This window comes from Roseovarius atlanticus (assembly GCF_001441615.1).
In the GTDB taxonomy this organism is placed as follows: domain Bacteria; phylum Pseudomonadota; class Alphaproteobacteria; order Rhodobacterales; family Rhodobacteraceae; genus Roseovarius; species Roseovarius atlanticus.
Genome location: NZ_LAXJ01000002.1, coordinates 610,822 through 632,169 on the forward strand (window position 1 = coordinate 610,822; position 21,348 = coordinate 632,169).

At 67.1% G+C, this 21,348-nt stretch carries 20 protein-coding genes and 1 other RNA gene; 10 read left to right on the plus strand and 11 right to left on the minus strand.

Going from position 1 to position 21,348, the window contains the following annotated elements; translation table 11 throughout:
• Positions 1 to 15: 15 nt before the first annotated feature.
• The 3 genes from XM53_RS03355 to dtd all read right to left on the minus strand — a co-directional run bounded on the left by XM53_RS03355 (position 16) and on the right by dtd (position 1,721).
• Positions 16 to 555 (minus strand): cytochrome b, encoded by a 540-nt coding sequence (locus tag XM53_RS03355; RefSeq protein WP_082630704.1) that lies wholly within the window; start codon positions 553 to 555, stop codon positions 16 to 18.
• Positions 556 to 705: 150 nt separating this feature from the next.
• Positions 706 to 1,224, minus strand: a complete 519-nt coding sequence (locus tag XM53_RS03360) for a DUF2244 domain-containing protein (protein WP_057790212.1) — start codon at positions 1,222 to 1,224, stop codon at positions 706 to 708.
• Positions 1,225 to 1,283: 59 nt separating this feature from the next.
• Positions 1,284 to 1,721, minus strand: coding sequence for a D-aminoacyl-tRNA deacylase (gene dtd, locus XM53_RS03365; RefSeq protein WP_057790214.1), 438 nt, complete (start codon positions 1,719 to 1,721; stop codon positions 1,284 to 1,286).
• 48 nt (positions 1,722 to 1,769) lie between these two features.
• Here dtd and XM53_RS03370 point away from each other — a divergent pair, with 48 nt between their 5' ends.
• On the plus strand, positions 1,770 to 2,780 hold the full coding sequence (locus XM53_RS03370) for a GlxA family transcriptional regulator (RefSeq protein WP_057790216.1): 1,011 nt from the start codon (positions 1,770 to 1,772) through the stop codon (positions 2,778 to 2,780).
• A 38-nt stretch (positions 2,781 to 2,818) separates the two neighbouring features.
• Here the strand turns inward: XM53_RS03370 and XM53_RS03375 are convergent, their stop codons facing one another.
• Positions 2,819 to 3,622: a pseudouridine synthase gene (locus tag XM53_RS03375; protein ID WP_057790218.1), complete on the minus strand. Its 804-nt coding sequence runs from the start codon at positions 3,620 to 3,622 to the stop codon at positions 2,819 to 2,821.
• Between the two features lie 61 nt (positions 3,623 to 3,683).
• On the opposite strand from XM53_RS03375, the gene XM53_RS03380 reads away from it, so the two are divergent.
• A complete protein-coding gene (locus XM53_RS03380; protein ID WP_057790220.1) occupies positions 3,684 to 4,139 on the plus strand; it encodes a nucleoside deaminase in 456 nt (151 codons plus the stop codon).
• Positions 4,140 to 4,270: 131 nt separating this feature from the next.
• Here XM53_RS03380 and XM53_RS03385 read toward each other — a convergent pair whose 3' ends face one another.
• Positions 4,271 to 4,963, minus strand: coding sequence for a metal-dependent hydrolase (locus XM53_RS03385; protein WP_057790222.1), 693 nt, complete (start codon positions 4,961 to 4,963; stop codon positions 4,271 to 4,273).
• A 58-nt stretch (positions 4,964 to 5,021) separates the two neighbouring features.
• Between XM53_RS03385 and XM53_RS03390 the strand changes: the two genes are divergently transcribed.
• From XM53_RS03390 to rnpB, 6 genes are all read left to right on the plus strand, one after another.
• Complete coding sequence (locus XM53_RS03390; protein WP_057790224.1) at positions 5,022 to 5,681, plus strand: ceramidase domain-containing protein; 660 nt, start codon at positions 5,022 to 5,024, stop codon at positions 5,679 to 5,681.
• 34 nt (positions 5,682 to 5,715) lie between these two features.
• A complete protein-coding gene (gene gatC, locus XM53_RS03395) occupies positions 5,716 to 6,003 on the plus strand; it encodes an Asp-tRNA(Asn)/Glu-tRNA(Gln) amidotransferase subunit GatC (protein ID WP_057790226.1) in 288 nt (95 codons plus the stop codon).
• On the plus strand, positions 6,003 to 7,487 hold the full coding sequence (gatA, locus tag XM53_RS03400) for an Asp-tRNA(Asn)/Glu-tRNA(Gln) amidotransferase subunit GatA (RefSeq protein ID WP_057790349.1): 1,485 nt from the start codon (positions 6,003 to 6,005) through the stop codon (positions 7,485 to 7,487). The genes gatC and gatA overlap by 1 nt, the downstream gene beginning before the upstream one ends.
• Before the next feature lie 34 nt (positions 7,488 to 7,521).
• A complete protein-coding gene (locus XM53_RS03405; protein ID WP_057790228.1) occupies positions 7,522 to 8,391 on the plus strand; it encodes a hypothetical protein in 870 nt (289 codons plus the stop codon).
• Positions 8,392 to 8,473: 82 nt separating this feature from the next.
• Complete coding sequence (locus XM53_RS03410) at positions 8,474 to 9,094, plus strand: N-acetylmuramoyl-L-alanine amidase (protein ID WP_057790351.1); 621 nt, start codon at positions 8,474 to 8,476, stop codon at positions 9,092 to 9,094.
• A 12-nt stretch (positions 9,095 to 9,106) separates the two neighbouring features.
• Positions 9,107 to 9,469, plus strand: an RNA gene (gene rnpB / locus XM53_RS03490) — RNase P RNA component class A.
• A gap of 212 nt (positions 9,470 to 9,681) precedes the next feature.
• On the opposite strand, the gene XM53_RS03415 is transcribed toward rnpB, so the two are convergent.
• From XM53_RS03415 to XM53_RS03430, 4 genes are all read right to left on the minus strand, one after another.
• Positions 9,682 to 10,872: an HlyD family efflux transporter periplasmic adaptor subunit gene (locus XM53_RS03415; RefSeq protein ID WP_057790230.1), complete on the minus strand. Its 1,191-nt coding sequence runs from the start codon at positions 10,870 to 10,872 to the stop codon at positions 9,682 to 9,684.
• 1 nt (position 10,873) lies between these two features.
• A complete protein-coding gene (locus tag XM53_RS03420; protein WP_057790232.1) occupies positions 10,874 to 13,147 on the minus strand; it encodes an ATP-binding cassette domain-containing protein in 2,274 nt (757 codons plus the stop codon).
• Complete coding sequence (locus XM53_RS03425) at positions 13,144 to 14,478, minus strand: TolC family protein (RefSeq protein WP_057790234.1); 1,335 nt, start codon at positions 14,476 to 14,478, stop codon at positions 13,144 to 13,146. Before XM53_RS03425 ends, XM53_RS03420 begins: the two co-directional genes overlap by 4 nt.
• A gap of 88 nt (positions 14,479 to 14,566) precedes the next feature.
• On the minus strand, positions 14,567 to 17,764 hold the full coding sequence (locus XM53_RS03430) for an Ig-like domain-containing protein (RefSeq protein WP_057790236.1): 3,198 nt from the start codon (positions 17,762 to 17,764) through the stop codon (positions 14,567 to 14,569).
• Positions 17,765 to 18,034: 270 nt separating this feature from the next.
• Here XM53_RS03430 and argE point away from each other — a divergent pair, with 270 nt between their 5' ends.
• A complete protein-coding gene (gene argE / locus XM53_RS03435) occupies positions 18,035 to 19,207 on the plus strand; it encodes an acetylornithine deacetylase (protein WP_236544403.1) in 1,173 nt (390 codons plus the stop codon).
• A 58-nt stretch (positions 19,208 to 19,265) separates the two neighbouring features.
• Positions 19,266 to 19,631, plus strand: coding sequence for a hypothetical protein (locus tag XM53_RS03440; protein ID WP_057790238.1), 366 nt, complete (start codon positions 19,266 to 19,268; stop codon positions 19,629 to 19,631).
• Between the two features lie 35 nt (positions 19,632 to 19,666).
• On the opposite strand, the gene trmB is transcribed toward XM53_RS03440, so the two are convergent.
• Both trmB and XM53_RS03450 read right to left on the minus strand, forming a co-directional pair.
• The gene (trmB, locus tag XM53_RS03445; RefSeq protein ID WP_057790240.1) at positions 19,667 to 20,380 is read right to left on the minus strand and encodes a tRNA (guanine(46)-N(7))-methyltransferase TrmB; all 714 of its coding nucleotides are present in this window, start codon (positions 20,378 to 20,380) and stop codon (positions 19,667 to 19,669) included.
• A 1-nt stretch (position 20,381) separates the two neighbouring features.
• Positions 20,382 to 21,245 (minus strand): bile acid:sodium symporter family protein, encoded by an 864-nt coding sequence (locus tag XM53_RS03450; RefSeq protein WP_057790242.1) that lies wholly within the window; start codon positions 21,243 to 21,245, stop codon positions 20,382 to 20,384.
• Between the last annotated feature and the right edge of the window lie 103 nt (positions 21,246 to 21,348).

Genomic DNA, 21,348 nt, shown 5'->3' on the forward strand with positions numbered 1-21,348 from the left:
AATGCCTCGCGCGTTCTACCCCGCCATCCGCTGCAAGGTGTCGTCGCGCCGGATCATCCGGTGCCAGACCACCGCCATGACAATGTGCCCCACCACCAGCAGCGCCAGGATCCAGCCCATCTCGCCATGCCATTCGGAGGGCGCCTGCATCCATTTGATCTCGGCCTCACGCGGCGCCACGATCGTCAGCCCCAGATAGCTGAGCCCGCGATCGCTTCCGGCCGCCGCCAGCAGGCGCACCGCCGGCACGATCACCATCAGCGCATAGATCGCCACGTGCCCTGCCACCGCCGCGCGCCCGAGAAGGCCGTCATGCGCCGGCGGACGGCGCGGAATGTTGGCCAGCCCCCAGGCCCCGCGCAGCAGAACCAGCAGGAAAAGCGTGATGCCCAGCGTACCGTGATAGCTCCACAGCGCCTCGCGCACCGCGTTCTCTCGCGGCAGGGCCCAGTGCGCCGCCGCCGACACGAACTGCGCGGCAAACAGCGCGGCCATGCCCCAATGCAAGGCGCGGCTGACGGTACCGTAGCGCTCGGGGGTATCTCTTACGGGCATAAATCATTCTCCGATCTTGCTGGACCTCGGGTCCTTTACGCGACGTTCGAGCCTTTCCGTCGCACCACTCCACACTTATTGCAGGTCCAAGACCGCAAAAGGCGCCTTTCCGTGCGGTAGTGTCCCGCGCGATGGGACCAATCAGCCTACTCAGCCGACGCCCACCGGATCGGGCGATCCGATCCGCTTCAGCGCATCGGCGATCTCGCCGTAGAGCACCTTGCGCTCGTCCTCGCTCAGGAACGCGCCGATTTCCACCTGCCGGCCTTTGCCCTTCAGCGTCACGTAATGCGGCACCGGCCCGCCCGTGGGGTGCATCTCGACCTTCGCCCAGTAGCTTTCGCAATCCCATTCCTGCACCGGGCCGCGCGCATTGGTGCGCTTGAGATGCACCGCCTCGCGGTCGATGGTCAGCTCCTCGTTCATCTGCGCGTCCTTGTAGGACCGCTCCAGCGCCGCCCAGACGCCCCAGACCGCCAGCAACAGGAAGGGCAGCAGCCCCCACAGCGTGACCGTCCCGATCAGCGGGTACAGTGGCAGCGTCAGCATCGCGCAGGTTATGACGATGAACAGCGCGAAACCCCGGCGCGGCAGCGACCGGTGCGGCCAGAGCCGCAGCTCGCACGCTTCGTCCTCTCCGTTCCGCGTCTGGTTCCACTGGTATGGCATAGGCCGATCTTAGCGCAGCCCGCGCGCGAGTGAAGCGCGACATTTCTGCGCGTTGGAGTTCAGACCTCCAGCCAGATCGTCACCGGCCCGTCATTGACCAGGCTCACCTGCATGTCGGCGCCGAACCGCCCCGTCTTGACCGGCACGCCCGCGCCCGCCAGCGCCTCGGCAAAGCGTTCATAGAGGCGCCGCCCCTCCTCGGGCGCCGCCGCCTGGGAAAACCCCGGCCGCGTCCCGCGCGAGGTGTCGGCGGCCAGCGTGAACTGGCTGACCACCAGCGCGCTGCCGCCCACATCACGCACCGAGCGGTTCATCTTGCCCGCCTCGTCCTTGAAGATCCGCAGCTTGGCCACCTTCGCCGCCAGCGCATCGGACTGTTCATCGCCATCGCCCTCCATCGCGCAGACCAGAATCAGCAGGCCGGGTCCCGTCGCTCCGATCACCGCGCCTTCTATGCGCACCTCGGCCTCACTCACCCGCTGTACTAACGCCCGCATGGCTGCATCCTCCCTTGCCAGTTCCCGGCCACATGCTACGAATTCGCAATGGAACGCAAATCCTTCGTCCCGCGCGGCGCGGCCAGTTTGCGGGTCGAGTATGACGGCCCGCCGCAAGACTATCATTTCCTGCTCTTACCCCGGCTCACGCTTTTGGCCTTCACATCGGCAATAGAGCCGCTTCGGGTTGCCAACCAGGTGGCGGGGAAAGAGCTTTATCGCTGGTTCGTCAGCACGATAGACGGCGAAGCTGTATCATGCTCCTGCGGCGTGACCATCACGCCCGACACCCAGGCCCACGACCTGTCGCGCAGCGACAAGGCCTTCGTCTGCGCCGGGATCGCCCCCTTGGAAACGGCGCTGCCGCGGGCGGTCACATGGGTCAACCGGCAATGGGCGCATGGCATCCAAGTGGGCGGCATCTGCACCGGCGCCTTCGCGCTGGCCCGCGCCGGACGGCTGACGGACCGCCGCTTTACCCTGCACTGGGAAAACCAGCCGGCCTTCCGCGAGACCTTTCCGGGGCTGGAACCCACCGGCCATCTTTACGAAGAGGATGGCGGGCTGTTCACCTGCGGCGGCGGCTCTGCCGCAACCGACATGATGCTGGAAATCATCGAGCGCGACCACGGCCCGGCGCTGGCCGCCATCGTCGCCGACATGTGCCTGCACCGCCGCGCGGGCAACCGCAGCGCGCCCCAGCGCCCTGCCTATGCCGCCGCCCTCGGCAGTCACAACCCGCAGCTCATTGCCGCGACCGACCTGATGGCCGCGCATATCGAGGATCCGCTGGACATCTCCGAAGTCGCCGCCGATGTGGGCCTGTCCCGTCGCCAGCTTGAGCGGCATTTCACCCGCTACCTCGCCGCCACCCCGGCGCAATATTACCTCGACCTGCGCATCGCCCGCGCTCATGCCCTGTTGAACGAGACGCGCCTCAGCATCGGCCAGATCGCCGCCGCGACCGGATTTGCCAGCGCCTCGCAACTGGCCGGTCGCTTCCGCAAACGCTACGGCACCACGCCACAAGCCTATCGCCGCGGAACAACATCAAAGTAGGCGCAGAACTCTCTGATTTTGAAATTTAAAGCTGTACTCTACCGACGCTTCCGTTGCACCTTCGGCCGGCCTTTTGCCGGCTTTTCCTTGCCCGGCGTCTCGTCCATCCCCAACTGGTCGCGCAGCACGCGGGGCCGGATCTCCTCGACCTCGCCCGCCTTCAGCTGGCCCAGTTGGAACGGGCCATAAGACACCCGGATCAGACGGTTCACCTGGCAGCCCACCGCCTCCATCGCGCGGCGAATCTCGCGGTTTTTGCCCTCGCGAATCCCCACCGTGGCCCAGGCATTGGCGCCCTTCTGGCGGTCCAATACCACGGACATCGGCTGAAACGCCTCGCCATCCAGGGTCAGGCCTTTGCGCAACGGCTCGAACGTCGCATCGTCGGGCCGGCCCTTCACGCGCACGCGGTACTTGCGCACCCAGCCGGTCGAGGGCAGCTCCAGCTTGCGCTTGATGCCCCCGTCATTGGTCAAAAGCAGCAAGCCTTCCGAATTGAGGTCCAGCCGACCAACACTAAGAACGCGCGGCAAGTCCTCGGGAAGCTTGTCGAAAATCGTCTCGCGCCCCTGCTCATCCTTGGTGGTCGTCACCAGCCCCGCAGGCTTGTGATAGAGCCACAGGCGCGGCGGCTCGGGCGCGTCCAGCGCGCGGCCATCCACCTCGATCCGGTCGGCACTGGTCACGTTCAGCGCCGCGCGGTCGATCACCTCGCCGTTCACGCGCACCCGTCCCGCCTCGATCATGCGCTCGGCCTCGCGGCGGCTGGCCACTCCGGCACGCGCGATCACCTTGGCGATCCTGTCGCCCGGGGGCGTGTTCTGGGTGGGTTTGCGAGTCATGCCACGGCCTTACCCCATCCTTGCCCCTTGCGAAAGCACCGCCCGCACGGCAATCAGGGGCATGACGTTCAAAAGCCATATGGACACGGCCCTGGCCGAGGCCCGCGCCGCCCGCGACCGTGGAGAGGTGCCCGTAGGCGCCGTCGTGGCCGACCCGGCGGGGCGCATCGTGGCGCAGGCCGGCAATCGCACGCGAGAACTGAGCGACCCCACCGCCCACGCCGAAATCCTGGCGATCCGCGCCGCCTGCGCCGCGGCCGGCAGCGAACGCCTGCCGGGTTACAGCCTGACCGTCACGCTGGAACCCTGCGCGATGTGCGCCACCGCCATTGCGGGTGCCCGCATCGCGCGGCTCTACTATGGCGCCGCCGACCCCAAGTCCGGCGGCGTGGCCCAGGGCGCACGGATCTTCACCCATGCCCAGACCCACCACGCGCCCGAGATTTACGACGGGATCAGTGCCACCGAGGCGGAGGCGCTGCTGAAGGACTTCTTCAAATCATTGCGTGAAGAATAAACTCCAAGCCCTTCACTTCCCAAGACAAACACTCCAAGAACCGCGATGGCCAGAGCATCTTTCTGACCGCCGGGCACCAAAAGCTTTCTCAAAGCTTTTGGCAAAAGTCTTCTCAAGACTTTTGCCCCCGCTCAGATCTCGATCGCCGACATCACCTCCGGCTCGATCACATCCACGCCCGGCAGGCCGTCTTTCAGAACCTGCGCCGATTGCTCCAGCAGCGGGAAGGTCTTGTAGTGGCACGGGATCACCGTCTTGAAATCGAAGAAGGTCTTCGCCGCGTAGGCCGCCCGCTTCATGTCCATGGTGAAATGCCCCCCGGCGCACAGGATGCCGATATCGGGTTTGTGCAGGTCGTTGAACACGCCCATGTCGGCCATCACGTCGGTGTCGCCCGAGACATAGATCACATGCCCCTCGCCCTCGATCATGAAGCCGCACTCGGTGCCCGGCACATGCGGGCCGTTCTGGCCGCCGAAGCTCGAGGAATGTGTCGCATGCACCATCGTCACCTTCACCTCCCCCAGCGCAACCGTGCCGCCCTTGTTGAAGCCGACAACCTCCAGCCCCGCGCTTTCTTCCCACCAGCCCATCAGGTCGAACTGCCCCACCACCGGCACCGATAGTTTCTTGGCCAAATCCGGCAGGTCCGAGGCATGGTCGAAATGCGCATGGGTCAGCAGGATATGCGTCGCCCCCTTGGTGGCCGCGTCATGATGCGCCTCGTCCAGCATCGGGTTGCCCGTCAGCCACGGGTCGATCAGCAGAACCTGATCGGCGATCTCGATGCGGAAACTTGCATGTCCCAGCCAGATGATTTTCATGACGCTCTCCTTATGTCATTCCCAAGCGCAAACTAGCAGAGAGGCCACCGATTTCCACATGGACTGGACCCGCGCCATCGACGCCTATTGCGAACGCACCGATCCCGGCTTCTGGGCCGAGCCGGTCAACGCGGTCACCAACGCCACCTTTGTCATCGCGGCACTGGTCATGGCGTGGCGCCTGCGCGGCACCGAGCTTGCGCTGGCCCGCCCGCTCGTCGCGCTTCTGGCGCTCATCGGGATCGGCTCGTTGCTCTTTCACACCTATGCCCAGCCCTGGGCGGCGATGCTCGACGTCCTGCCGATCATGGTCTTCGCGCTGACCTATCTTTTCGCCGCGACGCGGTATTACCTCGGCCTGTCGGTCCTGGCCTCCGCCGCCACCATCCCGGCCTTCCTCGCAGCTACGGCGCTCGCCATGCCACTCCTGTCGCAGCTGCCGCTCTACGGCCCCTCCGCCTCCTACCTGACGCTACCGCTGGTCATCCTCCTCTACGCCTGGATCCTGCGCGCCGACGCCGCCCTGTCGCGCGGCCTTGCCCTCGGCGCGGGCCTGCTGCTCGTCTCGCTCACCTTCCGCAGCCTCGACGGGCCACTCTGCGACGGCCTCGCCCTCGGCACCCATTTCGGCTGGCATCTGCTCAACGCGCTCATGCTGGGCTGGATGATCGAGCTCTACCGCCGCCACGCCCTTGCACCGCCCCGGCCCGGACGCTAAACGCGGATGCGATAACGCACACGGAGACACCCCCATGTCCATCGACACCGCGACCGCCGCCAAGGTGGCCAAGCTGGCCCGCATCCGCGTCGAGGAAGACGACCTCCCGGCGCTGGCCAACGAGTTCAACACGATCCTCGGCTTCATCGACCAGTTGAACGAGGTCGATGTCGAAGGCGTTGAGCCGATGGTCTCGGTCACGCCTATGCGCCTCAAGCGCCGCGAAGACGTCGTGACCGACGGCGATCAGCAGGACAAGGTGCTGTCCAACGCGCCCGACGCCCGCGAGGGCTTCTTCGCCGTGCCGAAAGTGGTGGAATGATGACCGATCTCAATGCAATGACCATCGCCGACGCCCGCAACAACCTGCGCGCGGGCGAGATCACCTCCGAGGAACTGACCGAGGCCTGCCTGACGGCCATCGACGGCGCGGGCGCGCTTGGCGCCTTCGTGCACCACACGCCCGAGATCGCGCGCGAACAGGCCAAGGCCGCCGACGCCCGCCTGCAAGCGGGCGACGCGCCGTCGATGTGCGGCATCCCCCTGGGCATCAAGGATCTTTTCTGCACCAAGGGTGTGCCGTCGCAGGCCGCCAGCGGCATCCTCAAGGGCTTCAAGCCGGAATACGAATCCACCGTCAGCCAGAACCTTTTCGACGCGGGCGCGGTCATGCTGGGCAAGCTCAACATGGACGAGTTCGCCATGGGCTCCTCGAACGAAACCAGCGTTTACGGCAATGCCGTCAACCCGTGGCGGCGCGGCAATGACGAAATGGCCCTGACGCCCGGCGGCTCCTCGGGCGGCTCGGCCTCCGCCGTCTCCGCCGATCTCTGCCTCGGCGCCACCGGCACCGACACCGGCGGCTCGATCCGCCAGCCGGCCGCCTTCACCGGCATCACCGGCATCAAGCCCACCTACGGGCGCTGCTCGCGCTGGGGGATCGTCGCCTTCGCCTCGTCGCTCGATCAGGCCGGCCCGATGACCAAGTCGGTACGCGACGCCGCCATCATGCTGGAAGCGATGTGCAGCCACGACCCCAAGGACAGCACCAGCGCCGACATCCCCGTGCCGGATTTCGAGGCGATGCTGACCGGCGACATCCGCGGCAAGAAGATCGGCATCCCGAAAGAATACCACATGGACGGGATGCCCGAAGAGATCGAGACGCACTGGACCCAAGGCAAGGACATGCTGGCCGACGCGGGCGCCGAGATCGTCGATATCTCGCTGCCCCACACCAAATACGCCCTGCCCGCCTATTACGTCATCGCCCCCGCCGAGGCGTCCTCGAACCTCGCGCGCTATGACGGCGTGCGCTACGGGCACCGCGCCAAGCTGGCGCAGGGTGACGGCATCACCGAGATGTACGAGAAAACCCGCGCCGAAGGCTTCGGCGCGGAAGTTCAGCGCCGCGTCATGATCGGCACCTACGTGCTGTCCGCGGGCTTCTACGACGCCTATTACAACCGCGCCCGCAAGGTGCGCGCGCTGATCAAGAAGGATTTCGAGGATGTGTTCGACGCCGGGATCGACGCGATCCTGACCCCCGCCACCCCCTCGGCGGCGTTCGAACTGGGCCGCAAGTCGGATGACCCCGTAGAGATGTATCTCAACGACGTCTTCACCGTCACCGTGAACCTTGCCGGTCTGCCCGGCATCGCCGTGCCCACGGGCCTCAACCGCAACGGGCTTCCCTTGGGCCTGCAACTGATCGGGCGGCCCTGGGAAGAGGGCGATCTGCTTAACACCGCCTACGCGCTCGAGGCGGCGGCGGGCTTTGTGGCCAAACCGGGCAAATGGTGGTAGATTGTTGCAAAACAAATCGGCAGGACCCAAGCAGATGCGATTTTCCCTTTGTGTAGCGGCCCTTGTCGGGCTGACCGCCTGTGCGCCCAGTATCCCCGACAGCGGCGCGGGCCTTCCTGACAGCGGCAGTGGCGTGGGCTTCGGCACGTCCCAGGACTATATCGCCCAGCAGCGCGCCCGCGATGCGCAGCTTCAGGGCACATCTGCCGTGCCGCCCGCCGGCGCGATCTCGCCCGAGGCGCGCAGCCAAGGCGTGCCCGGCGCGCCGCTCAGCGCGACGCAAGGCGCGACCGCGCCCGGAACCCCAGGCACCGTGACCTCGTCCACCAACACCACGCGCCAGACCGGCTCGGGCGCCTACACGCCCACCGGCGGGCTGTCGTCAGCCTCCACCAGTGACGAGATCGCCCGCGAAACCGCGGCGCGGCTGGCCGAAACCTCGCAGAACTCTGGCCAGCAGATCGTCCATGCCAGCCCCTCGAACCCCGCACCCCAGACGGTGAACAGCGCGGGCGGCATCTCGAACGAGAACAATTTCGACGCCGTGGGCAACGCCCGCACGATCCAGGACGATGCCGAGCTGATCGCCCAGAACCGCGCCCAGTACCAGGTGGTCCAGCCCGGCGCCCTGCCCGAACGCAGTGGCAATACCGGGCCCAACATCGTGCAATACGCGCTGGAAACCAGCCACCCCAAGGGCCAGCAGATCTATACCCGCGTCGGCATCAACAAGCAGGCCAAGTTCCAGCGCAACTGCGCGCAGTACGCCTCGGCCGACCAGGCCCAGACCGATTTCCTGGCCCAGGGCGGGCCACGCCGCGACCGCATGGGGCTCGACCCCGATGGCGACGGCTATGCCTGCGCCTGGGACCCGCGCCCGTTCCGCGCGGCGGTGCAGAACTGATCCTCGGACAGCCTGCGTGACAGCGCCGGTCTGGCACCCCTCGCCCAATTTCGGCCCGCGCCGCCTTGGCGCGAAACCCGACATGGTGGTGGTCCACTACACCGCCATGGACAGCGCCGAGGCCGCGCTGGAGCGGCTGTGTGATCCGGCCGCCGAAGTCTCCGCGCATTACCTCATCGCCGCCGACGGCCGCGCCTGGCAGATGGTGGCTGAAGTCGCCCGCGCCTGGCACGCCGGGGCCGGGGCGTGGGGTGACGTGACCGACGTCAATTCCCGCTCGGTGGGGATCGAGTTGGACAACCCCGGCGACCGCCCGTTCCCCGAGCCGCTAATGACCACGCTCGAGGCGCTTTTGCCCGGCATCCTGCGCCGCTGGTCCATCCCGCCCGAGCGGGTGATCGGCCATTCCGACATGGCGCCCGACCGCAAGGCCGACCCCGGACCGCATTTCGACTGGGCGCGGCTGGCCCGCAAGGGCCTTGCGATCTGGCCCGACGCGGCAGACCCCGCGCCCGACGCGCCATTCGAGATCTCAGCACGCACCTTCGGCTACACTGCCGTCTGCGACCCGGAAAAACGCCTGCACGCCTTCCGCGACCGCTTTCGCCCCGGCGCCACCGGCCCCGAGGACGCCACCGACCGGGCGCTCATGGCCCGCCTTGCTGCGCAATGGCCCGTTGCGCAATCGCGCGGAAACGCATAGATCACCTCTCGCGCGGAGGGCCGGACGGCCGCCTGCAATTCGCCAACGGCGAATTACACGGAGGAAAGTCCGGACTCCACAAGGCAACGGTGCCGGGTAACGCCCGGCCGGGGCAACCCGAGGGAAAGCGCCACAGAAAACAGACCGTCCCGGACGTGTTCCGGGATAAGGGTGAAACGGTGGGGTAAGAGCCCACCGCGGGACGGGCAACCGGACCGGCATGGCAAGCCCCACCGGGAGCAATGCCGAATAGGGATCGCATTCGGGCTGCCTTGGCCCCGCGATCCGGGTTGGCAGCTAAAGCCTGCGGGCAACCGCAGGATCAGATGAATGGTCGTCCTACGACAGAATCCGGCTTACAGGCCCTCCGCGCGTTTCTGATCCGGCAGGTCCGATCCGATTGTGCGGCTGCGCCGCGCTTGATTGTTTGATTGGGGCCAGCCCCAAACCCCGGAATATTTTGAGCCAGAAGAAGATTGGAGAATCCCGTCACCTGAGCACCTGCCCCGAGGAGGAGGCACCGACGACGAGACATCATGTGCGCGTGAAACGCGCTCATTAGGATCACGGGGGGATCGTGCGGCTGATCACGGCTCGCGAAAGGCGTCCTGGCTCTTGTAGAGCGGTTTCAGCAGGTATTGCAGCACCGTCTTGACCCCGGTGTGCAGCTCGACCTGCGCCTGCATCCCCGGACGGATCTCGATTGCCTGCTGGCGCGGGGTCAGGCCGGTGCGGTCCACCCGCAGGCTGACCTTGTAATGCGGATCGCCATCGGGATCGCGGGTGCGCTCGTCCTTGAACGTGTCGGCGGAAATGAAATCCACATGTCCTTTCAGCGTGCCGTAGATCGTATAGTCATAGGCCGTCAGCTTGATCGTCGCCGCCTGCCCGCGCTTGAGGTTGGCAATGTTCTCGGGCGCCACGCGCGCCTCGACGAACAACTCCTCGTCCAGCGGAATGATCTCGAGGATCTGCTCGCCCGGGCGCACGACGCCGCCGATCGTGGTGACATTGAGGTTGTTGACGATCCCGCGCATCGGGCTGGTCAGCACTGTGCGGTTCAGCTGGTCCTGGCTGGCCCGCAAGGTCTGTCGCAGCGTGGCGATTTCTTTCAGCGTGTCGGAATAGGCTTGCGCACGCTCCAGCTCGGACTGGGTGACGATCTCGTCGTATTTCTTCTGCGCATCCGCATGTGCCTTGCGGGCGCGGGTCACCTCGATCAGGGCGACGATTTTTTTCGTCAGCAGATCCTCCAGCAGCGCGCGTTCCTCGGCCGCCTGCGCCAGGATTGCCTTGGCCCCCTCGCTGCGCTTGACGAAATCCGCCTGCCGCGCCGCCAGCAGCGCCTTTTCCGAGGCCATGATCGCCGGATACCTCTCGGCCATCCCCTCGGGCGCGGTGAAATCGTACTGCCCGGCCAGTTCCGCCTCCAGCCGCATGCGGCGGATGTCCAGAGCCGCGATCTGGTCCAGCAGGTCGTCCACCGATGATCGAAACTGCGTGCCGTGCAGCCGCGCCAACACCGTGCCACGCTCGACCACGTCGCCCTCGGCCACCAGCAGTTCCGACAGGATGCCGCCTTCGAGGTTCTGGATGATCTGCGGCCGCGACGACGAGATGAAAGACCCGTCGGCGCGCACGATCTCGTCGACCCAGGCAAAAGCCGCCCAAAGCAGGAATAGCCCCACGGACGACGCACAGAGCCAGATCGTCAGGCTGGGCCCGCGCAGCCGCGTGGCCCTGCGGCGGAAGGCCGGGGAGGCACCCGCCATCGCCATCTCAGGTCCCGCCCGCATGGGCCAGATGCGCCAACACCTTGTCGCGCGGCCCGTCCACCGCCATCCGGCCCGCTTGCAGGATCAGCGTGCGGTCGGTCAGGTGCAGGATCGGCATCCGGTGCGTGGCGATGACCGCCGTGCGCCCCTCCAGCCACGTCTCCAGCCGGCTGACCAGCGTGCGTTCCAGCGTCTGGTCCAGTGCCGCCGTCGGCTCGTCCAAAAGGCAGATGCGCGGGTCCTGCAACCACAGCCGCGCCCAGCCGATCGACTGCCGCTGCCCCTGGCTCAGCCCCTGACCGCCATCGAGAATATCCAGGTCCAGCCCCTTGGGGTGGCCGCGCACGAACGGCCCCAGCCCTGCAAACTCCAACGCCGCCATCAGCCGCGCGTCGTCACGCTCCAGCAGACTGAGGGTCAGGTTCTCGCGCAGCGTGCCCGTGAACAGCCGCACGTCCTGTCCCAGGTAGCCGATCAGCCGCCGCAGGTCGCGCGGCGCCACCTGCCCCATGTCGGTGCCGTCCACCATCACCCGGCCGCGCCCGGGCGCGTAGAGCCCCGACAAGAGCTTGAGAAAGGTCGACTTGCCGGAGCCATTGGTGCCCAGCACCGCCACGCGTTGCCCCGGCTTGATATCCAGCGCGGCGATATCCAGAACCGGCGCGGCGCCCTCGTCATAGCCGAACCGAACCTCGCGCAGGGCGAACCCGCCTTCCAAGGTTTCGCGCCGCAGATAGCTGCGGCCCTCATCGGTGTCCTGCGCGGCTTCGGCAATCGCGTCCATCCCGTCCAGCGCCGACTTGACGTTGCTCCACCGCGCCATCGTGCCCGCCAGCTGCGTCAGCGGCGCCAGCGTGCGGCTGGTCAGGATGCTGGTGGCAATGATGGTCCCCACCGTGAACTGCCCGGCAAAGACAAGGTAAGTGCCCGCGATCACCGCCACCACGTAGGTGCCCTGCTGCACCGCCTGGCTCCAGAAGGTGAGCGTCGCCGCGATCTGGCGCTGTTCGCTCGACTTGGTGGCCTGCAACAGCGCCAGGTCCTGCCACAGGCGGCGGAACCGGTCCTCGGCGCGCTGGGTCTTCAGCGTATCCAGCTCGAAAATCGCCTCGTGCAGCAGGCGCGAGGATTTGGCCGATGCGCCCTGCGCCTCGCGCGTCAGGCGGATCATCCGGCGTTGCAGGAACATCCCCGGCACCACCATCAGGACCCCGCCCAGCACCAGCACCCAGACGACATTGCCCGCGATCGACGCCACCAGCAGAAGAAAGACGAAGATGAACGGCACATCCGCCAGCGTGCCAATGGTCGAGGCGGTGAAGAACTCCCGCACCGACCCGAATTCCCGGATCGCCGAGAAAAGCTGCGACGGCTGCCGCCCGGCCAGGTCCGAGCGCATTCCCAGCACCCGGTTCATCAACAGGCTCTGCACTTCCAGCTCGATCTGCCGCCCGGCCCCGTCCATCAGGCGGGCGCGGGCGATCTTGATCAGCGCCTCCATCATCAGCGCAAGCCCCGCGCCCGCCGCCAGCACCCAAAGCGTCGCCTCGGACTGGTGCGGGATCACCCGGTCATAGACCTGCAAGGCGAAAAGCGCGACCGCCACCGCCAGAAGGTTGGCCACGAAAGACCCCAGCGTGATTTCCGCGAACTGGCGGCGGAAGCGGCCGAACTGCCCCCAGAACCAGTGCGGCGTCTCGGCGTCGGGCACATGGGCCTTCGACAACGCGCCCGGCGGCGCCTCGGCGCGGACGATCACGCCGGTGAAATAGGGCTCGAACTCGGCCAGCGAAACAGTGGCGCGGTTGTCGGTGCAGGTCGTGTCATGGATCGTCAGCGCGTCGTGCACCTGCCCCAGCACCAGCACGTATTGCCCGCTGGTCATCTGCGCCAGCGCCGGCCACATGTCCTCGGTCAGGCGGGTGACCGCCTCGATTCCGGTGCGCAGGCCCACCGCTTCCAGCCCGTCGGCCATGGCGTCGGGCTGTGGTTGGTCCTGGGGGCCCTGCGCGTCCGAGGCGATCATCGCCTCAAGGATGTCGCGGGGCATGGCAGGCACACCCAGAAGAGCCGCATACGTCGCCCCCAGTTCCGCGCGCGCCTCGGCCCGGGCGCTGGGGCGCGACCGGCCAGCGTCCTGCGATTTCGGGGAAACCTGCGGCGGTTGCGGCTGTAAGGCTGTGTCGGGCTGGCGCGGCGGCGCATCGGCATTGGACACGGCGACGGGCCGGCGCACGCGTCCCGACGTGATCGTCAGGGCCACCGGCTGTCCGCTCAAATCCGGCCCCCGTCCGCCAGAACGCCCATGACGCGTGCCAATTGCAGACGCGCCAGCGCCAGCTCGTATTTCAGGCCGACCTGCCGCGATTGCTGCTCGGCGAAGGTCTCGTACACGCCGACCACGTCCATCACACGCCGCTGGCCGGCATCGTACTGGCCCTGGAACAGGTCGAGGTTGCGCTTGGCCTCCTGCGTCAGCTGGCTGGCCTCGGCCACCTGCCGGCCCAGCGCCTTCAGGCGGCTTTCCAGGCGGCTGATCTGGCGCGTGGCATCCTCGCTGGCTTGCGCCACGCGGCGGCTGCTGGCCTCTTCCACGGCCTTGATCGCCTTCAGGCTGGCGCCGGTGCCGACGCCCAGCAGGCTGTCCTGCCCGGCATTGACGGTCACGCCCGTGCCGCCGCTGCCCAGCGTGCCGCCGGCATTGACCCCGGGCAGCAGACCGGCGCGCTTCACCCGCGCCTGCGCGATGTCGCGGTCGCGCTCGGCCTCGGCCCGCAGAATATCCAGCGGACGGGCGTCGAAACCACCGACGCGCACATCGGCCAGGCCCGTCACCTCGTCCAGCGGTACGGCGCTCATGGCGTTCAGCTCCGCCCGCGCGGTCGCGCCCGCCTCTTCCGCCGCGGCGAGCCGCGCGCGGATCTCGGCCAGCTTCTGGCGCAGGATGCCAAGGTCGCTGCGGTCCGAAACGCCGCCGCGCACGCGCTCCTGCATGATGTACTCGAACCGCTCCATGTCCTTCAGCGTGCGGCGTTCCAGCGCCACCCGCTCGCGCGCTTGCGCCCCGTCAAGGTAAAGCGACAGCGCGGTCAGCACCCGCGCGTTGGTATCCTCGGACAGGGTGATCGCGGCCAGTTCCACGTCCGCCTTGGCAAAGTCGCGCTCGGCCTTCTTGCGGCCGTGATCGAACAGGACCATGTCCACCGCCAATTGCGTGACCACGTCGCTGAGGCTGGCGAGGCTGACCACTGGCCCCACGCGCGGCAGCCAGTTCTTGCTTGCCGCCTGCGCCCGCAGCCGCGCCGCCTTCAGCTCGGACGCCGAGGCGCGCGCATCGGCCTTCAACACCGCGTCACTGACCCGGGCAAAGGCGCTGCCCGCGGGCAGCACGCTTTCACGCCCCAGAAGCTCGGTGATGATGACGGAGGTTTCCGCCTCTTCGCGGGCCGCCGCGATGGCCCCCGGCGGCGGGGTCACCCCGGCCAGCCGCGACACCTCCACGCTTTCGCCCTCGATCTCGTCGCTGGGCACCGCACTCATGCAGCCCGGCAGCGACAGTCCTGCCAGCGCAAGCCATGCCCACGTGATGTGTCTTACCCTCTGCCCCATCTCGCGCCTTCTTTCGGTCGCTTCTTTTTTCAAGTCTTTTCGGGGTCCGGGCCACGCCTTGCGCCGCCGCCCGAACCGATATCCCATGTCAGATCGTGGCGGTGCCCACGTTGATGTCGTCGTCGATGACCACCGTGGCGTCGTCGCCCAGCGTGTAGATGTCAAAGCCCTGCCCGTCGATCATGGTCGACCCGGCCCGCTGCGCGCCCGTCAGGGTCACGGTGTCGTCCGCCCCGCCGCGCACCACCACCTGGTCGGAATTGTCCGACAGGGCCAGCACCTGATCCTCGGTCAGGGTCAGCTGGCTCTGGTCACCGAACCGCAAATCGATGGTCTCGATCTGGAACTGCGCCAGGCCGGCGGCACCCGCATCCACCGTGTTGGTGCTGGTCTCGTCCAGCACCAGATAGGTGCTCGACGCGTTGCCCGCGGGGTCGGTGCCGGTCACCACCAGTTGAGAGCCGTCGGGGATGCTGGCGGGATTGCCCGCGCCGTCGGTAAAGAAGCAATCCGTCTCGCCCAGAAGCGCGTTCTCCTGCGCGTGGATCGACAGCGCGCTCACATTGCCGCCCGCATCGACGCCGTGGATCGTCACCTCGTCTTGGGACGTCTCCAGTGTCACGTTGCGATACCCGCCGCCCTCGCGGAAATACCCCACCACGTCGGGGTCGTCGGGGGCCACCGCATCCACCGCCAGGCTGCCGGCGATCTGGCTGGTGTTGCCCGCACCATCGGTGGCGGTGACGATCATGTCGTAGCTCTGCTCGGTCAGCGGAATGTCCGCCGCCGGGATGTCCAGCACCCAGGCCCCGCCCGCACCGACCAGCGCCGCATAGGTCTGGCCGAACACCTGCACCGACACGGTCGAGCCCGGTTCGACCTGGCCCGTCACGGTGACGCCATCCGCCGCCTCGGCGGCGTTGATCACGTCATCGCCCTCGACCGGCGTGGCGTCCCGGCTCAGGCTGTTGACCAGCGTGTCGACCCTGACCCGGTCGGCCAGCTGCGCGGGGTTGCCCGCCGGATCGACCACGTCGATCACGATATCGGCCATGTATTCGCCGCCCTGGATCACGCCCGGGCCGAACTGCGCCACCCAGTTGCCATTGGCGTCGACGCTGGCCTGCCGGGTGACACCGGCCAGCGTGATGCTGACCGTCGATCCCGGCTCGATCGTGCCGCTGACCGGGAACCCCGCCGCGGCGATATCGGCATTGATCACGTCGCCGCCATCGGCGCCGATCGCAACGCCCAAGTCGCTCAGGCTCAGGTTGTCGACCTGCGTGTCCACCGCCACGGTGACGTTCAGCGACCGGCTGTTGCCGGCGGCATCGGTCACGCTGGCGCTGACCGGCGCGTCATAGTCGCCGCCGGGGATCTCGCCCGGCATGTAAACGGTCTGCCAATTCCCCGCGGCATCGGCCACGGCGTTGTGCACCACTCCGCCAAGGCTGACCGCAACGACCGCGCCCGGATCGGCGGTGCCGGTCACCGCGACGCCCGCCGCCGCCTCGGCGGCGTTGATCGTGCCGTCCCCGCCGATGCCGGCGGCATTCAGGGTCAGCGACCCGGCCTCGGTGTCGACGTTGACGCTTTGGCTGGCGGTCTGCACGTTGCCCGCACTATCCGTGGTGGTGGCGGTGAGCGTGGTCGTGTAGGTGCCCGTCGGGATCTGCCCGGCGGCGAAACTCGCCGTCCACGCGTCCGAAGGATCGACCGTTGCGTTGACGCTCTGGCTGCCCAGTTGCACCACGACCGTGCTGCCCGGCTCTGTCGTTCCCGTCACCAACAGCCCCGATCCGTGCTCGGCCTGGTTGATGACCCCGTCCGCGCCGCCATGCTCGCTGGTGATGCTGACCTGCCCGTCCGTGTCCACCTGGAACGTGCCGGTCGCCGAAGATCCGTTGCCCGCCCCGTCCACCGTGATGGCCGTGACGGTGGCGTCATAGGTGCCCTGCGGCAGCTCGCCGGCGCTGAAATTCGCCACCCAGGTGCCGTCCGCGCCGGTCACGACGCTGTGGGTCACGCTCTGGATCGTCACTTCGACCGTCGCGCCGGGCGCCGAGGTGCCGGTGACCGCGAAACCGCCCGCCATCTCGGCGGCGTTGACCGTGCCGTCGCCGCCCACGCCACCGGCATTCACGCCGATCGGATGCGGCACCGTGTCGATCTCGACTGTCTCCGTGATTGTAGTCGTGTTGCCATAGGCGTCCGACGACACCACGACCACGTCGGTCGTGTATTCGCCCGTGGGCACGTCGCCCGGGGCAAAGGTCACTGTCCAACTGCCGGTCCCATCCACCACCGTTTCGTGAGTGGTGCTGTCGATGGTCACGCTGATCGAGGCGCCGGGCTCTCCCTCGCCGGTAATCTCGAAGCCCGCGTCGTATTCCTCGGCATTCACGATGTCGCCGGTATCCACCGTGCCCTCCAGCAGGCTGGTATCGGGCGGGGTGGTGTCGATCACCACGTCAGGGCCGGTCAGTCCGGTCTCGGTGCCACCCGGCTCGGTCACGGTGACGTCGACGGTGTAGTCGCCATCCTCGGGGAAATCCTCACCCTCGAAGGACACCGTCCAGTCGCCGCTGCTGTCCGAGGTGGTCTCGATCACCTCGTCGCCGATCTGCACCACCACGTCCGACCCGGGCGTCGCCGTTCCGGTTATGGTGATCGGGCTGTCATCGGGCCCGGCGTCGTCGCCGCCGATTACGATCGGGCCGTTATCGTCCACCGTGGGCGCAATGCGCCCCGGTCCGTCCTCGCCGCCCAAGCCACCGATCACCGTCGCGGCCCCCAGAGCCGCGGCCCCGGCGCCACCCAGCCCCAAAAGGCTCGATCCGCCCAACAGGCCAGCGCCCAGCATCGACACCTCTTCTTCCTGGCCGGCCACGCCTGCAACCTCGCTGCCGTCCAGGAAGATCAGATCGTCCGACGGACTCCACTTGCCCCACACCTCGGTCGGCCCGTATTGCGCATAGACCGCCCCGTCCGAGGTCTCGATCAACGTGACCTCGTTCAGGTATCCGTCCGCCGAAATGAACAGCCGGCTTTCCGGCGCGCCATCCGGCCCGAAATACCCCTCCAGCACCACAACGCGCCCGTCCCCCAGCCGTATCTCAAGGTTCTGGCCGACGCGGTCATAACCGCCGATGTCGATTTGCCGAAGGTTCAGAGAGATTTCCTGGCCGCCCCCGGCCCAGATCGGCGTTGCGCCGTCCCCATTCGAAATCTCGCCACGAGACACGTTGCCCGCACTGCTGCGGGCGACATAATCGATCGCCGTCATTGTATCACCGCTCTTCCTCAATACCGCCCGTGTTTTCACGGTGCGTCTTAATTTTTGTACCGCGTCTATACCGCCAATACAGTGCTACGCATAGTGATTTTCCCTGCATATACATCAAGATGGGTGTTCGATGTCGACATCTTGGCAACAATCTCCCGACGGTTGTAAATCTTGTCACGCCTAAATTTCGCCCCATCCGGCCCTGCCCTCTTGACCCTTCCGGCTAGGGGGATCAACGTCAGGCAGGGCTTTGAAAGAAAGGGGCAATGCGTGCCGGATCGACAGGACCTGCTGGACAGCACATCGCGCATTCTGGGCGAGCTGATCGGCTTTCCCACGATATCGACCGACCCGAATATCGACCTGATCAACGCGATTGCCAACCGGCTCGACATGGTCGGCGCCCGGGTCGAGATCTTTCCCGACCCCTCCGGGCAAAAGGCCAATCTCTTTGCCACCATCGGCCCCGAGCGCGACGGCGGCATCGTGTTGTCCGGCCATAGCGACGTGGTGCCCGTGGCCGATCAGGACTGGGCGTCGAACCCCTTCGACATGCTGGAACATGACGGCCTGCTCTATGGCCGCGGCACGTGCGACATGAAGGGGTTCATCGCCGCCACCCTGGCCATGGCGCCGACCTATGCCGCGCTCAATCCCGACCGCCCGCTGCATTTCGCCTTCACCCACGACGAAGAGACGGGCTGTTTCGGTGCCCGCGCGCTGGCCCATACCCTGCGCGCCAAGGGGCTGACGCCGGGCGTGGCCATCGTGGGCGAGCCGACGATGATGCGCGTGATCGAGGGCCACAAGGGCTGTTACGAATACACCACCCGTTTTTCGGGGCTGGCCGGCCACGGCTCGGCGCCGGACCGGGGCGTCAACGCGGTGGAATACGCCGTGCGCTATATCGCCCGCCTCCTGGACCTCAAGCACGCGCTGCGCGACCGCGCCCCCGCCGACAGCCTGTTCGAGCCGCCCTGGACCACGATCAACACCGGCCGCCTGGCGGGCGGCGTCGCCCACAACGTCATCCCCAGCGAGGCGGTGGTGGACTGGGAAATGCGCCCCGTTCAGACCTCCGACGCCGATTTCGTCAAGGACTCGCTCAGACACTACATCGAGCGCGAGCTTCTGCCCGCCATGCGCGCCGTCGACCCGGAATCGGACATCGTCACGGAGGTCATCGGCGAGGTCGAGGGCCTTATCCCCACGACCGACAACGAGGCGCGCACCATCGTCTCGGAACTCACCGGCGCGAACCACGCCGAATGCGTCGCCTTCGGCACCGAGGCGGGCATTTTCCAATCCCTGGGCATGTCCGCCGTCATCTGCGGCCCCGGCTCGATCGAGCAGGCGCACAAGGCCGATGAGTTCGTGGCGCTCGACCAGCTGTCGCAATGTCTCGACATGCTGGAACGATTGCAGGACAAGCTGGTTGCATAAGGGATGGGCCACGCCCGGCCCTTGTCCGCCCCTGGCTTCAATCGCACAGAAGGTTCACATGCGCACCGAACTCTCCTGCATCGCCCTGATGCTCACCTTGGCGCAGGTCGGCCATGCCGCCCCCGTGGACGCGCCCAACGGCACCGTGACCGGCCATTTCGGCGAGACCGAATTCGATCACCCGCTCCTGTGCGAACGCGACCCCTTCGTCATCGCCCGCACCCATGACAGCGACGGCGCCCCGGCCTTCGAGGCGGCCTTCGTGTCCAACGGCGTTACCAGCATCGAGATCCGCACCGAAGACGAGACGCACCAGTTCGGCACCTCGACCGATGCCGCGGGCTTTCCGCTCGTGATCGAAGGCGAGGTCGACGGCACGGCCTATTCCTTCGAAGTCGCCTGCCCCGACAACTTCGACATGTAGGCGACACGCTCGGCAATATGCCGTGCCCGCACCTGTCAGTCGCGCCGGAAGGTCATGTAATGCGGCACGCGCCCCTCGCGCAGGGCCTTCTGCTCATAGCGGGTGGACATCCAGTCACTCCACGGCTCCCGCCAGTCGCGTGGCCCTTCAGCCAGCCACGTGAACCCGTGGCGCGGCACCTCGATCATCGTCTGGCGCACGTAGTCTGGGATGTCGGTGGCGACGCGAAAGATCGCCCCCGGCTTCAGGACCCGCGCCAGCGGCTCCAGATGCTCGGGCGTCACGAACCGCCGCCGGTGGTGGCGCTTCTTGGGCCACGGATCGGGATAAAGCAGGAAAGCCCGTGCGATGCTGGCCTCGGGCAGCACGTCGAACATGTCGCGCACGTCGCCTGGATGGATCGCCACGTTTTCGACGTCGCTGTCGCGCAACTGCCCCAGCAGCTTGGCGACCCCATTGATATAGGGCTCACAGCCGACGATCCCCACATCCGGGTTCTCCGCCGCTTGGTGAATCATGTGCTCGCCGCCGCCGAACCCGACTTCAAGCCACACATCACGTTCCCCGAACAAGGCCTTGAGGTCTATGGGTTTTCGCTCGGGGTTCACATCCCAGTCCACCGCCCCGGGCGACCAAGCGGCCAGATCCTCATCCAGGTAGGCTTCCTGCGATTTCTTCAGGTGCTTGCCCTTGAACCGGCCATAGAAATTGCGCCATGGCGCGCCCGAGGGATGCTTCTGCTGTCCCATCTCAGCCCCCCGCCGCAAAGACCCGGCGCAGCACCAGCAGCGCGGGGATGTTCACCAGGTACATGCAGATACCGTAGACCGCCGAGGGCACGGCAAACTCCGACAGCCCCGTGCTCGCCCCCACGATATTGGCGATGGTGATGCCCACGGTCGCATTCTGCACCCCCATCTCCACCGCGATGGCCAGCCCGTCGCGCCCGGCGATGCCCATCAGCCGCGCCAGGCCGATGCCCACCGCCAGCAGAACCAGGTTCAGCACGATCAGGAACGGCCCCAGCCGCGCGAAACTTTCGGTCAAGAGCGCCCAGTTGCTGGCAATCGCCGCCGCCACGATCAGCACGAAGAGGATCAGCGCAACGATCTCGCACCCCCGCTCAATGGCCGATGCGAAGCGCGCGGCATAGCGGCGTATCAGCAGCCCCAGAAACACCGGCAGTGCCGTGATCAGGAACATCGCCACGCCCACCTTCACGACGCTGATCTCGGGCGCCGCCTCACGCATGAAATGCACCGCCGCCCAGGCGACCAGCACCGGCAACGTCAGCACCGACAAAAGGCTCACCACCGCCGTCAGCGTGATCGACAGCGCCACGGTGCCCCCCGCCAGCTTGGTCAGCATGTTCGACGTCACGCCGCCGGGGCTGAACGCCAGCAGCATGATCCCGAACGCCATGCCGCCCGCAAACCCCCAGGCCGCGATCAGCGCATAGGCCACCAGCGGCAACAGCACGAGCTGCGCCACGATGCCGGTCAGCGCGGGCTTGGGCAGGCGCAGCACCCGGCCGAAATCGGCGAAATGCAGGCCCAGCCCCAAGGAAAACATGATGAAGGCCAGCGCCAGCGGCAGGCCGATATCCAGGATCATCCCGTCCCTCCCTTTTGGCGCAGTCTACGGTTTGCAAGGCGCCCTGTCGCGCATGAAAAAGCGCGGGAGACACCGCCCCCGCGCCCTTCCGTTCCCAGGTCCG